This is a genomic window from Rhodanobacter glycinis, from assembly GCF_006438785.1.
Lineage (GTDB): Bacteria > Pseudomonadota > Gammaproteobacteria > Xanthomonadales > Rhodanobacteraceae > Rhodanobacter > Rhodanobacter glycinis_A.
The window spans coordinates 1301647-1313955 of sequence record NZ_RCZB01000001.1 but is presented as its reverse complement, the minus strand read 5'-3'; the positions used below and the strand labels follow the sequence as shown (position 1 = coordinate 1313955).

At 65.2% G+C, this 12309-nt stretch carries 12 protein-coding genes; 7 read left to right on the top strand and 5 right to left on the bottom strand.

Annotation, left to right across the window (positions count from 1 at the left end):
• Positions 1-25: 25 nt before the first annotated feature.
• On the top strand, positions 26-1078 hold the full coding sequence (gene phnD / locus EAH75_RS06350) for a phosphate/phosphite/phosphonate ABC transporter substrate-binding protein (protein ID WP_240046179.1): 1053 nt from the start codon (positions 26-28) through the stop codon (positions 1076-1078).
• Positions 1079-1145: 67 nt separating this feature from the next.
• Here phnD and greB read toward each other — a convergent pair whose 3' ends face one another.
• From greB to EAH75_RS06335, 3 genes are read right to left on the bottom strand one after another with little or no spacing between them, the layout of a single operon-like run.
• Positions 1146-1646, bottom strand: a complete 501-nt coding sequence (gene greB, locus EAH75_RS06345; RefSeq protein ID WP_140804798.1) for a transcription elongation factor GreB — start codon at positions 1644-1646, stop codon at positions 1146-1148.
• Positions 1643-2893, bottom strand: coding sequence for a hypothetical protein (locus EAH75_RS06340; protein WP_140804796.1), 1251 nt, complete (start codon positions 2891-2893; stop codon positions 1643-1645). Before EAH75_RS06340 ends, greB begins: the two co-directional genes overlap by 4 nt.
• A 12-nt stretch (positions 2894-2905) precedes the next feature.
• Complete coding sequence (locus EAH75_RS06335; protein WP_140650546.1) at positions 2906-4420, bottom strand: helicase HerA-like domain-containing protein; 1515 nt, start codon at positions 4418-4420, stop codon at positions 2906-2908.
• A 128-nt stretch (positions 4421-4548) separates the two neighbouring features.
• Here EAH75_RS06335 and EAH75_RS06330 point away from each other — a divergent pair, with 128 nt between their 5' ends.
• Positions 4549-6027: a lytic transglycosylase domain-containing protein gene (locus EAH75_RS06330; RefSeq protein WP_140650549.1), complete on the top strand. Its 1479-nt coding sequence runs from the start codon at positions 4549-4551 to the stop codon at positions 6025-6027.
• Positions 6028-6050: 23 nt separating this feature from the next.
• On the opposite strand, the gene EAH75_RS06325 is transcribed toward EAH75_RS06330, so the two are convergent.
• A complete protein-coding gene (locus EAH75_RS06325) occupies positions 6051-6488 on the bottom strand; it encodes a hypothetical protein (RefSeq protein WP_240046180.1) in 438 nt (145 codons plus the stop codon).
• A 152-nt stretch (positions 6489-6640) separates the two neighbouring features.
• Positions 6641-7480: an archaetidylserine decarboxylase gene (gene asd / locus EAH75_RS06320; protein WP_140650552.1), complete on the bottom strand. Its 840-nt coding sequence runs from the start codon at positions 7478-7480 to the stop codon at positions 6641-6643.
• A gap of 73 nt (positions 7481-7553) precedes the next feature.
• Here asd and prmB point away from each other — a divergent pair, with 73 nt between their 5' ends.
• From prmB to EAH75_RS06295, 5 genes are read left to right on the top strand one after another with little or no spacing between them, the layout of a single operon-like run.
• Positions 7554-8480, top strand: a complete 927-nt coding sequence (gene prmB, locus EAH75_RS06315) for a 50S ribosomal protein L3 N(5)-glutamine methyltransferase (RefSeq protein WP_140650555.1) — start codon at positions 7554-7556, stop codon at positions 8478-8480.
• A gap of 13 nt (positions 8481-8493) precedes the next feature.
• The gene (locus EAH75_RS06310) at positions 8494-9057 is read left to right on the top strand and encodes a GNAT family N-acetyltransferase (RefSeq protein WP_140650559.1); all 564 of its coding nucleotides are present in this window, start codon (positions 8494-8496) and stop codon (positions 9055-9057) included.
• 34 nt (positions 9058-9091) lie between these two features.
• Positions 9092-10180, top strand: coding sequence for a chorismate synthase (aroC, locus tag EAH75_RS06305; protein WP_140804794.1), 1089 nt, complete (start codon positions 9092-9094; stop codon positions 10178-10180).
• A gap of 31 nt (positions 10181-10211) precedes the next feature.
• Positions 10212-11207: a 2-hydroxyacid dehydrogenase gene (locus EAH75_RS06300; protein ID WP_140650567.1), complete on the top strand. Its 996-nt coding sequence runs from the start codon at positions 10212-10214 to the stop codon at positions 11205-11207.
• A 40-nt stretch (positions 11208-11247) separates the two neighbouring features.
• Positions 11248-12279, top strand: a complete 1032-nt coding sequence (locus EAH75_RS06295) for an aspartate-semialdehyde dehydrogenase (protein WP_140650572.1) — start codon at positions 11248-11250, stop codon at positions 12277-12279.
• Positions 12280-12309: the final 30 nt, after the last annotated feature.

Below are 12309 nucleotides of genomic sequence, written 5' to 3'. Positions count from 1 at the left end.
GGAGCGGATCAGGGGAGCAAGGGCATTGAATATCGCAAGATCGTGGTTTCGCCCCGGATTCGGCAAAGGTTGCCTGCAGTGCATCGCTCTGGGGGTGCTGATGCTGGGTCTGTTGCTGTGCACTGACAGTGCGACGGCAGCTGGCAAGAGCGCTGCATCCGCGTCACCGATCCGCTTCGGCATCCTGCCGATCGGCAGTGCCGCCGAATCACTGGAACAATGGCGACCGCTGCTGGACGATCTGCAGAAGCGGCTGGGCCATCCAGTGACGACAGTATCGGTGGGCAGCTATGCCGGTCTTTCCGACGCGATCGGTGCGCAACGGGTGGATATCGCGTTTCTCTCCGGCAAGCTGGCGGTCGAGGCGGTGACGCATCAGCACATGCAGGTATTCGCCCAGTTTGTGCGCAGCGACGGCGCCAAGGGCAATGTCGCCATGCTGGTGGTACGTGCCGACAGTTCCATCCACAGTCTCGACGACCTGCTGGCCATGCCGGGAGACTGGCGTTACGCGCGCAGCGAGCACCTGTCGGTCACTGGCTATACCGCGCCGGAAGCCTATGTGTTCGCGCCGCACGGCCTCAACTCCGACACGTTTTTTGCCAGCGTGAGGATCGGCGATCATCAGAGCAATCTGCTGGCCGTGGCCAATCGCGAAGTGGACGTGGCCAGCAGCAACAACCCGGACATGGACTTGTTCCGGCGCAACTTTCCGCAGGAAGCGGCACAGCTCAAGGTGCTCTGGCGCTCGTCGCTGATTCCTTCCGGCGTGCTGGTGCTGCGCGATGGCATGCCCGCATCGCTGCGCCGGCAGTTGACCGACTTTCTGCTCGCCTATGGCAAGGGCAGCGGCGAAGCCGGTGTGCGCGAGCGCGCCAACCTGGCGCGCATCCCCGACCTTGGCGGCTTCGCGCCGGAGAACAACCACGTGCTGCAGCCGTTCGTCGACATGCAGTACACGCTGTTGCGGCAACAGGCCGAGCACGGCCAATGGGTCAGCCGGCAGGCGCAGCAGGCAAGGCTGGTGCAGATCGAGAAGGACTATCAGCGCGCTTTGCAGCCGCTGTTGTCGCATTAGGTGCGGACGTCCAAACGATTTCAGCGGGAGTGGATTCCCGCGCGGAAGTATTCGTTCTCGCAGCGCGCTAGTCGTAGTCCACCGCAATCACCGCAAACTCTGCAGGGCCGCCCGGCAGTTCGGCGAGGAACTCATCGTCGACACGCCTCTTCAAGGCGGCCCGGGCCAGCGGCGAGTCGATGCTGATCCAGCCGAGCTTGGCATCGGTCTCGTCGGGGCCGACGATGCGGTAATGGAGGATCTCGCCGGTGTCGGCGTTTTCCAGTTTGATTCGGGCACCGAAGAACACCATGCCGCGATCCCCTGGCGCACCTTCGGCCACCTTGAGTGAAGGGATCCGCTTGCTGAGGTAGCGGGCGCGGCGATCGATCTCGCCGAGCTGTTTCTTGCGATAGATGTATTCCGCGTTCTCCGAACGGTCGCCTTCGGCCGCTGCGGCCGCGAGCGCTTTCACCACTTCCGGGCGCAGCACGTGCCATAGATGATCGAGTTCGGCCTTGAGCCGCTCGAAACCTTCGCGGGTGATGATCGCGGTCGAGCCGGGTGAAGGTGGGCGCCAGCGACTCATGCGGGGCCGGCCAGCTGTCGTCGTTGCGCATCGATCTCGGCGCGCAGTGGATGATTGGGCCATGCGTCGGCAAGCCGATCCAGCAGCGCTGTCGCTTCGGCATGTTGATCGGGGTGTTCGGCGAGCTGGCGTGCGGCCAGCAGGCCGTAATGCGGCGCCTGTGGATCGCGCGGCCAGTGCGCGAGAAAGCCATTGCACAGATGCAGCGCGATCCGGTTGATGCCCAGCCGCGCCGCCAGATCGGCCAGCTCGCCACAGGTACGCGGGTCGTCCGGAACGAAGCCGGCATCAATGCCACAACATTCCTGCAGCAGGCCCAGCGCCCGACGCGATTCGCCCTGTGCGATCAGCGCGGCGATCCAGATCTGGCCGTGCATCAGCAGACCATCACGCAGGTTCTGTCGCTGCAGCAAGCGACGATAGGCCAGGTGCAACGATGCTGGCGCGACCCGATCCCGCATTCGTGCGACCAGCAGCGCGGTGGCGGCGGCCGGGTCGGTATGGGCGAGTGCATCGACTACAGCCAGCAAGGCCTCGTCGGCGTCCTGTCCACCGGCCTTGGCCAGTTTCGGTGCCTCAGGCTCCAGTCCGAAACGTTCGTGACGCTGGTGGATCATCACGCCCATCAGGTGGAACGCGAGCACGATCAGATAGGTATAGGCGAAGGCAAACAGCGGCAACGCCAGCAGCCGTGGCAGCAGCGCGGTGCCGATCGAGGCGAGCGCGATCAGCACACCGAGCAGCAGGTTGATCGCCACGGGTATCAGGTAAGCCGCACCGAAGCTGCCGATGACGCGGCCCCAGTTGAACGGGTTGAGCGCCAGCGCCAGGTTGCCGTCGAACGCCAGCGACATGTCGATCGCCGGCAATGCCAGTGCGGACACGATCAGCACCGGCCACAGCAGGCGCGGAAAGAACACGATGGCGATCACGCAGAAAGCGACAACCAACAGGTGAATTGCAGTGAGTCCCCAGCCACTGGAATCGTTGCCCTCGCTGCCGACATCGGGCGGATCGGCATAGCCGTTGGCGGTGTGCAGCATGCAGTCGGCGGCGTAACGCCAGGTGGCGGCCCATACGAGCGCGCTGGCCAGCGCGCCGACGTACGACGGCAACAAACCGACGTAGTGCAGCAATGCCATGACCACGCAGGTGGGTAGCGCTGCACCGCGAAGGGGATAGCTGAAGCCTGTTCTCAGGCGTTCCTCGAACGGCGTGTCGGCAGCGACTGTTTCAACGCGCGGCATGCCGTCGCGCGCTCAGCGCTTGCCGCCGAAGATGCCGCCCAGCACACCGCGCAGGATCTGCCGGCCAAGCTGGCTGCCGGCGGTGCGCACCATCTGCTTGCCCATGGTTTCGATCATGCCCTGCCGGCGTTTGGTACCGAACAGCGCATCGTGCACGGCGCCGCCCCATGCCGAACCTGCCGCGGGTTCGCCATCGGCCGCCTTGCCGGATGCGCCGGCGGCCACGGTGTCGGCATCGGCGGCCTTGTCGCTGGCACGCTTGGCCAGCATCTCGGCAGCGGATTCGCGATTGATGGTGGTGTCGTATTTCGTGCCAACCGGCGAGCGCTGGCGGATGGTGGCGCGTTCGGCGTCGGTGATCGCGCCGATGCGGCAGCACGGCGTGCTGACCAGCACCTGCTCCACCGGCGTCGGCACACCGCCATTGGCGAGCGTGGAAGCCAGCGCCTCACCGACGGCGAGCTTGGTGATTGCCTCGGTGACATCGAGTTTCGGGTTGGCGACGAAAGTTTCCGCCGCGGCCTTCACGGCCTTCTGGTCGCGTGGAGTGAAGGCGCGCAGTGCGTGCTGGATGCGATTGCCGAGCTGACCCAGGATCACGCCCGGCACGTCGTCCGGATTCTGCGAGCAGAAGTACACGCCGACGCCCTTGGAGCGGATCAGCCGCACGACCTGTTCGACCCGTTGTTGCAGCGCCGGCGAGGCGTCGTCGAACAGCAGGTGCGCCTCGTCGAAGAAGAACACCATCTTCGGCTGGTCGAGGTCGCCCACTTCCGGCAACTGCTCGAACAGTTCGGATAGCAGCCACAGCAGGAAGGTGGAGTACAGCCGCGGCTTCATGATCAGCTGGTCGGCGGCCAGCACGTTGATGATGCCGCGCCCGCTCATGTCCTGGCGCATCAGGTCGGCCAGTTCCAGCGCCGGCTCGCCGAAGAACTGGTCGGCGCCGTCGCCTTCGAGTTTCAGGATCGCGCGCTGGATCGCCGCGATGCTGGTGGTGCTGATCAGGCCGTAATGGGCCGAGATGTCCTTGGCGTTGTCGGCGGCATAGGTGAGCAGCGCGCGCAGGTCGGCCAGGTCCAGCAGCAGCCAGCCCTGGTCGTCGGCGGCCTTGAACACCACCTCCAGCACGCCCTCCTGGGTGTCGTTCAGTTCCAGCACGCGGCCGAGCAGGGTCGGGCCCATCTCGCTGATGGTGGCGCGCACCGGATGGCCGAGCTTGCCGTAGATGTCCCAGAACACCACCGGGTTGGCCTGCGCCTTCCAGTCCGTCAGCTTGAGTTTGTCCAGCCGCGCCTTGAGCTTGTCGCCCGGTTCGCCGGCGGCCATCGAGAGGCCAGCAAGGTCGCCCTTGGCGTCAGCCAGGAAGCACGGCACGCCAAGTCGCGAGAACCCTTCGGCCAACACCATCAGCGAGACCGATTTGCCGGTGCCGGTGGCGCCGGCGATCATGCCGTGGCGATTGCCGTAATGCGGGTCGAGGCTGACGCTGGCATTGTCGTTGCGGCCGATCAGGATGTCAGTCATGGCGTTCAGTCCGTTGGTGGTCGAGCGATTGTAGCCAACCCGGTGATGCCGTCGCGCGGTGACGTGGCCGCATTGAGTCGAAACGCCGCGCCCGCTATGGTGGGCGTTTTCCGCGGGTGAAGTTTCCGATGTCGTTGTGTTCCGTGGTTCGTTCCATGCGCATGGTGCCGTTTGGCGTGGCGCTCGGTCTGCTCGGCGCCTGCGCCAGTGCCGGCAACAGCAAACCCTCGGCTCCGGTCAACGCGCTCTACAGCCAGCTCGATCAGGCCGGCAAGGGCTATGAGACCGCCTTGCAACAGTCGCGCGAAGGCAACCTGGACGCTTCGCAATTGACGCTGACCCGGTCGCTTGACCAGCTGAAGGCCGCTGCGGCGCAATGTGGCAACACCGCGGGCTGCGATACCCAGCGATTCTTCTCGGTATTCGATCGGCTGTTGCGATTGAAGGACGGTGATTTCAGTGGCGACCTGGATCTCAACAGCGATGTGGATCCGGCGCAGAGGTCATTGGCGAGCGGCAAGGCTGGCGCGGCCACCCTGCCGCAAGCGCAGCGCAGCGTGACCCTGCTGCATGGGCAGAAACTGTCGGAACTGATTGCGATGAACGGCCCGGTCAAGGCGGCGCTGGAAATGTGGCTGACCCAGTGGCGCCCCCAGCTGATGGACGCCTACGTCAACTATCAGTACATGCGCTACCAGATGTGGCCCCAGTATGAAAAAGCGGACCTGCCCGAGGCGCTGCTGTTCGGCATCATGGCGAAGGAGTCCGGCGGCAAGGTGCATGCCGTTTCGCGTTCGGGCGCAGCCGGGCCACTGCAGTTCATGTATGCCACCGGCATGCGTTTTGGCCTGACCAGCGACGACGGTTTCGACATGCGCTTCGACCCGGCGGCATCGGCGCGAGCGAATGCCGAATACATCAACGAGCAGTTGAGAATATTCAACAACAATCTCGAGCTCACCATTGGCGCGTACAACGGCGGCGAAGGCCGCATGCGCCGCGCGGTCGGCGATAACACCTCGGTGAGCTTCTACGATCCGCGCATCTACAACCAGCTGTCGCCGGAAACCCGCGACTACGTGCCGTCCGTGCTCGCCGCAGCCTGGCTGTTCCTGCATCCGCAGAGTTACAACCTGCGGTTTCCGCGGATTGACGGTGCGCCCGGCAAGGTCACCCTGAAGCGCCCGGCGTCATTGTCCGAGCTGACCGTGTGCCTGGGCTCGGCTGGCGGCATGAACGATGGCTGGTTCCGTACCTTGCGCAACCTCAATCCCAGGCTCGATCCCCAGGTGATCCAGCCGGTGGGCACCGCGTTGCAATTGCCCAAACCGCTGGAGCAGGCCTACGCATCGCGCTGTGTCGATGGCCCGTGGCCGATTCTCGCCGGCGACCTGCATCGCGCCGTGGTGCCGGTGGTGCCGGCGCCGGTGGTCAGCGCGCCGGCGGCGCCCGAAACCAGCCGTTACAAGGTTCGTCGCGGCGATACCCTGGTCAGCATCGTGCGCAAGCTGCATTGCTCGAGCGTGCAGGAAGTGGCCGAGTTGAACGGGCTGAAGCACCATCGCATTGGCATCGGCCAGGCGCTGAAATTGCCGGTGTGCCGCTGAGTCAGTCAGGCGGTTGCCTGGCGTCAGGCAACCGCGCTTTCCTGCATCCAGCTGTCGACGGCATGGCCACTGCTGTGAACTTCCTTCAGCTCGCGCAACAGCTGCATCACCTGCCGATGCTGCGGCTGCAGGCTGGCGTGCGGAGAGTTCTTGGTTTCGTGGTAAGCCACCGCCAGCCATAACGCGATGCCACGCAGCGCCACCTCGGAGTTGTTCGAGCGGGCGCGCTCATAGCCGGCATCGGTGCCTTGGCCCCAAGGCAGATACCGTGCTTCGGGGGCGGTGCCGTACAGGTGTGGGAAGTCGCTGCGCGAAGCCTGGCCGATCTCGCGCAGGGTAAGCGAACTCAGACGCTCGCAATTGCGTTTGGGCAACGCGCGGACACTGCGCTCGATATCACGGAACTGGCGGCCAAGCTGGCGCGCCCGCATCATCACGAAGAATGGAGTGAGTAGTTGCATGAGTCCCCTCGACGCTTGAAGTCGGCGGCACGCAAGATGCGCGGCGAAGGTGCAAGCGTAGCGAAGCGATTCCCGGAATAGCGCCTAAAGCGTCACAAAAGGACGCGCAACGTCAGTTTTCCGGGTGCGTGGGATATGAAAGCCGTGATTTCTCAGCCGTGCCCGAGCCGCTGGCCGACGTGCACCGCTTGCTGCGGCTGCAGGGCATCCAGCTCGACCATGCCCGCGGGCAATAGCACGATCACGGTGGAACCCATGTTGAAGCGTGCCATCTCGGCGAAGCGCTCCAGTGTGATGTCCTGCCCGGCGAACGACTTGCGCCGGATCGACGAGGCATACGGCGGAATCACCAGCCCGTCCCATACCGTGGCCACCGACGAGACCAGGATCGCGCCGACCATCACCACCACGAACGGGCCGTGTTCGCCCTCGAAGTGACAGACCAGCCGCTCGTTGCGCGCGAACAGACGGGGGATCGCTGCCACCGCGAACGGCGCCACGCTGAAGATGCGCCCGGGCACATGCACGGTTTCCTTCAGCGTGCCTTTCAGCGGCATGTGCACGCGGTGGTAGTCGCGCGGCGACAGGTAGACGGTGACGAAGCGGCCGTCGCGATATGGCTCGGCGGCAGCCTGGTCGCCACCGAGCAGTTCGACCGCGGTGTACTCCTGTCCCTTGGCCTGGAAGATGCGGCCATCGATGATCGCGCCGGACTGGCTGATGCGCCCATCGGCGGGGCTCAGCAGCGCGACCGGATCTGTATCGGCGCGGCGTGCGTCGGCGCGCAGCTTGCGCGTAAAGAACGCATTGAAGTGCTGGTAGGCCAAAGGATCCGGCTGCACAGCCTCGGCCATGTTCACGTTGTAATTGCGCACGATGGTGCCGATCAGCCAGTTCTTCCACGGCGCGAACGTCCAGCGGGTGGCCCGGTAGACGATGCGCGACAGGAAGCGGTGCGGCAGGATGTACTGCAGGAATACGTTGAAAGTCATCGGCCCAGTATAAGGGGTGCCGACCGCTGCAGGCCTTATAATCGCCGGCCATTCCGTTGCACCCTGGATCGCCGTGACCGCCGAGCTTGCCACCATCATCGACTTCATCCGTTATGGCGCCAGCCGCTTCTCGGCCGCCGGGCTCACCTTCGGGCACAGCCACGACAACCCGATCGACGAGGCCACACACCTGATCCTCGCCAGCCTGCACCTGCCGCCGGACATCCCGCCGGCATACGGCGCCGGCCGGCTCACCGCAGCCGAGCGCGAAAACGTGTTGGCGCTGATCGAGCGCCGCGTCAATGAACGTCTGCCAGTGGCCTACCTGGTCGGTGAAACCTGGTTCGCCGGGCTGAAGTTCAAGAGCGACCGCCGCGCCCTGGTGCCGCGTTCGCCGATCGCCGAACTGATCGAGTCGGGCTTCGCGCCGTGGCTGGACGAACGCCATATCGAGCGTGTGCTGGACCTGTGCACCGGTTCGGGCTGCATCGGCATCGCGATGGCCGAGTACAACCCGGAGTGGCAGGTCGACATCGTCGACATCAGCGACGAGGCATTGTCACTGGCGCGCGAGAACATCGTGTTCCAGCACGTCGAGAAACGCGTCAATGCGATCCAGTCGGACCTGTTCGCCGGGGTGCGCGGGCAGCGATATGACCTGATCGTCTCCAACCCGCCGTACGTCACTGACGACGAATACGCGGCTTTGCCGGGCGAGTACGCTCACGAACCGAAGCTGGGCCTCACCTCCGGCGCCGATGGCCTGGACCTGTGCCTGCGCATGCTGGATGAGGCCGCGGACCAGCTCACCGACGATGGCCTGCTGATCGTCGAGGTCGGTGAGAGCGAACATGCGCTGGCCGCGCTGCTGCCGGAGGTCCCGTTCATATGGATCGAGTTCAAAGTGGGACAGATGGGTGTGTTTGCACTGGAACGACGCGACCTGATCGAACACGCCGCGTCCATCCATGCAGTGGCCGCTGCGCGTCGCGCCGGCTGACGAAATTCGTTGCATGGAAATGAATACACCGCGCCTGCGACTGGACGCATTGCATCCGGCAGATGCCGCGGCATTGTTCGGCTATCGCGCCGATCCGGACGTGTCCCGCTTCCAGGGCTGGCGTCCAACCAGCGTGGCCGAGGCTGCGGGCTTCATCGAACGCCAGGCCGGCGCTACGCTGGATACGCCGGACAACTGGTTCCAGCGCGCGATCCGCCTGCACGAGGACGAATCGCTGATCGGCGATCTCGGCATACACCTGCCTGGAGGGGTCGGCGGCTCGATCGAATTCGGGATCAGCATTGCGCCGGCGCATCAGGGCAACGGCTACGCCAGCGAAGCTGTGCGTGCGGTGTTCGACCTGGTGTTCGGTCGGCTCGGGAGGCATCGCACCCATGCCTCGGTCGATCCGCGCAATCTCGCCAGCATGGCCATGCTGCGCGGGCTCGGCATGCGCCAGGAGGCCCATCACCGCGAAAGCCTGTGGTTGCAGGGCGAATGGGTCGATGACGTGATTTTCGCCATGCTGGGCCGCGAATGGCTGGCGCAACAGGCAGCGGAGCGCCATCGCGGTTAAGCTGTGGCGGTTTCCCTATGGACGTCCAAACCTCGTGTCCAGCAACTCCTTCGGCAAACTCTTCACCGTCACCACCTTCGGCGAGAGCCATGGGCCTGCGATCGGCTGCGTGATCGACGGGTGTCCGCCGGGGCTGTCGATCAGCGCGGAGGAGTTTCGCGGCGACCTCGACCGGCGCGCCACCGGCAGGAGCCGCTACACCTCGCAACGGCATGAAGCCGACGAGGTCGAGATTCTCTCCGGCGTGTACGAGGGCAGGACCACCGGCACGCCGATCGCGCTGCTGATCCGCAATACGGATCAGCGCAGCAAGGATTACGGCGAGATCGTGCAGACCTTCCGTCCCGGTCATGCCGACTACACCTATTGGCAGAAATATGGCATCCGCGACCCGCGCGGCGGCGGACGTTCGTCGGCGCGCGAGACCACCATGCGCGTGGCTGCCGCGGTGATCGCCAAGAAGTGGCTGGCCGAGCGTTACGGCGTGCGGGTGCGCGGTTACCTGGCGCAGATCGGCGAGGTTACGCCGGATGCGTTCGACTGGGACGCGGTGGAACACAACCCGTTCTTCTGGCCCGACACGGCCCAGGTGCCGGCACTGGAAAGCTATATCAATGCATTGCGCAAATCCGGCGATTCGGTGGGCGCACGCGTCAACGTGGTGGCCGATGGCGTGCCGCCGGGCTGGGGCGAGCCGATCTACGGCAAGCTCGATGGCGACCTGGCCAGTGCGCTGATGTCGATCAATGCGGTCAAGGGCGTGGAGATCGGCGACGGGTTCGCGGCGGTCAGCCAGCGCGGCAGCCAGCATCGCGACGAGATGAGCATGGAGGGTTTCGCCTCCAACCACGCCGGCGGCATTCTCGGCGGCATCAGCAGCGGCCAGCCGGTGGCTGCCTCGATCGTGCTCAAGCCCACGTCGAGCATCCTGATTCCCGGCCACAGCGTGAACCTCGCCGGCGAGCCGACCGAGGTGGTGACCAAGGGCCGCCACGATCCCTGCGTCGGCATCCGCGCCACCCCGATCGCCGAGGCGATGATGGCGCTGGTGCTGGTCGATCACGCGCTGCGTCACCGTGCGCAATGCGGCGATGTGGGTCACGTGACACCGCGCATCCCGTGATGGGTCGAACACTGCAGCCGGAGCCGTGCCAATGAGCGACAAGCCGCGCGTATGGGTCTCGCGACCCACCTTTCCGGGCATCATCGCCCGGCTCGAACCGCATTTCGAAGTGGCGGTCGAGCCGGAGGAACGCAAGTTCAGTCCCTCCGAGCTGGCGGCCAGGCTGGCGACGCAGGATGCCGCGATCGTGGGCCTGAAGGACCGCATCGGCGCGGCGGAAATCGCCGGTGCGCATCGGCTGCGCATCGTCGCCAACCTCGGCGTCGGCTACGACAACCTCGATCTGGACGCGCTCAGCGCCGCCGGCATCACCGCTTCCAACACCGCCGACGTGCTCAACGAAAGCGTGGCCGACTATGCCTGGGCACTGCTGCTCGGCGCGGCGCGGCGCATGAATGCGGCCGAGCGCTGGCTGCGTGCCGGGCACTGGAAGGCCACCGAGTTCAAGGCGTGGCTGGGCACCGATGTGCGCGGCCGTACCCTGGGCATCCTCGGCATGGGCCGGATCGGCCAGGCCATCGCGCACCGCGCGGTCGGCTTCGGCATGCCGGTGCTGTACCACAACCGCTCGCCGCTGCCCGAGGCGACCGAACGGGCCTGCAACGCGCGCTTCGTCGACAAGCAGCAATTGCTGCGCGAATCCGATTTTCTGGTGCTGATACTGCCGCTGACGCCTCAGACCCGGCATGCGATCGGTGCGCCCGAGCTGGCGCAGATGAAGCCGACCGCGATGCTGGTGAACGTGGCTCGCGGCGGCATCGTGGACGACAAGGCGCTGGCTGTGGCGTTGCGCGAGCGGCGGCTGGCCGGTGCTGCGCTGGATGTGTTCGAGGGCGAGCCTGCGGTGCATCCGGCCTTGCTCGCACTGGACAACGTCGTGCTCAGCCCGCATATCGCCAGCGCCAGTCACGAAACGCGCCGCGCGATGACCGCCCTGGCGGTCGACAATGTACTGGCGTTGTTCGGACATGGCCCACATGCTGGGCGGCCACCGAGCATTCTCAATCCGAACGTGCTGGCTCAGTGACTGAGTCAGCAATCCGTCCTTAGAGCAAAGAGCCCCATCCATGAGTCAGAAGAGCAGTTACAAAGTTGCCATGGTCGGCGCCACCGGCGCGGTTGGCGAGACCTTGCTGGCGATCCTCGCCCAGCGCGATTTTCCGGTCAGCGAGCTGGTGCCGCTGGCGAGCGAGCGTTCGGCCGGAGGCAAGGTCACGTTTGGCGGACAGGACATCACCGTGCAGTTGCTGGACACCTACGATTTCGCGGGTGTCGACATCGCGTTCTTCTCGGCCGGTGGTTCAGTCAGCCGCGAGCACGCGCCGCGGGCGGCGGCGGCCGGCGCGGTGGTGATCGACAACACCTCGGAGTTCCGCTACCAGGACGACATCCCGCTGGTGATCAGCGAAGTCAACCCGCACGCCATCGCCCAGTACACCAATCGCGGCATCATCGCGAACCCGAACTGCTCGACGATGCAGATGCTGGTGGCGCTGGCACCGATCCATCGTGCGGTACAGATCGAGCGGATCAATGTGGCCACCTATCAGTCGGTATCCGGCGCCGGCCGTAGCGGCATGGAAGAGCTGGGCCGGCAGACCGCGGCGCTGCTGAACTTCCAAAGCGTGGAACCGGGCAAGAAATTTCCCGCGCAGATCGCGTTCAATGTGATTCCGCAGATCGACGATTTCCAACCGAACGGCTACACGAAAGAAGAGATGAAGCTGGTGTGGGAGACCCGCAAGATCCTTGAGGACGAGTCGATCCAGGTCAACCCGACCGCGGTGCGCGTACCGGTGTTTTATGGCCACTCCGAGGCCGTACACATCGAAACCAGCGACAAGATCACCGCCGAACAGGCCCGCGAGCTGCTGCGCCAGGCGCCGGGTGTGGTGCTGGTGGACGAGCGCAAGCCCGGTGGCTATCCGACCCCGGTGGGCGAGGCTGCGGGCAACGATGCGGTGTTTGTCGGGCGCATCCGTGAGGATATCTCGCACGAACGCGGGCTCGATCTGTGGATCGTGTCGGACAATATCCGCAAGGGCGCGGCATTGAATGCCGTGCAGATCGCCGAACTGTTGATCGAGGACTATCTCTGAAGATGCGTTGTCTGCAACTCATTGGTGTGA

Excerpts from the sequence above, each read along its gene's own strand:
- EAH75_RS06340 (WP_140804796.1), bottom strand. The coding sequence starts at position 2,893 with ATGCCGCGCGTTGAAACAGTCGCTGCCGACACGCCGTTCGAGGAACGC.
- EAH75_RS06295 (WP_140650572.1), top strand. The coding sequence starts at position 11,248 with ATGAGTCAGAAGAGCAGTTACAAAGTTGCCATGGTCGGCGCCACCGGC.
- EAH75_RS06325 (WP_240046180.1), bottom strand. The coding sequence starts at position 6,488 with ATGCAACTACTCACTCCATTCTTCGTGATGATGCGGGCGCGCCAGCTT.
- EAH75_RS06330 (WP_140650549.1), top strand. The coding sequence starts at position 4,549 with ATGTCGTTGTGTTCCGTGGTTCGTTCCATGCGCATGGTGCCGTTTGGC.
- EAH75_RS06335 (WP_140650546.1), bottom strand. The coding sequence starts at position 4,420 with ATGACTGACATCCTGATCGGCCGCAACGACAATGCCAGCGTCAGCCTC.
- asd (WP_140650552.1), bottom strand. The coding sequence starts at position 7,480 with ATGACTTTCAACGTATTCCTGCAGTACATCCTGCCGCACCGCTTCCTG.
- greB (WP_140804798.1), bottom strand. The coding sequence starts at position 1,646 with ATGAGTCGCTGGCGCCCACCTTCACCCGGCTCGACCGCGATCATCACC.
- EAH75_RS06300 (WP_140650567.1), top strand. The coding sequence starts at position 10,212 with ATGAGCGACAAGCCGCGCGTATGGGTCTCGCGACCCACCTTTCCGGGC.
- EAH75_RS06310 (WP_140650559.1), top strand. The coding sequence starts at position 8,494 with ATGGAAATGAATACACCGCGCCTGCGACTGGACGCATTGCATCCGGCA.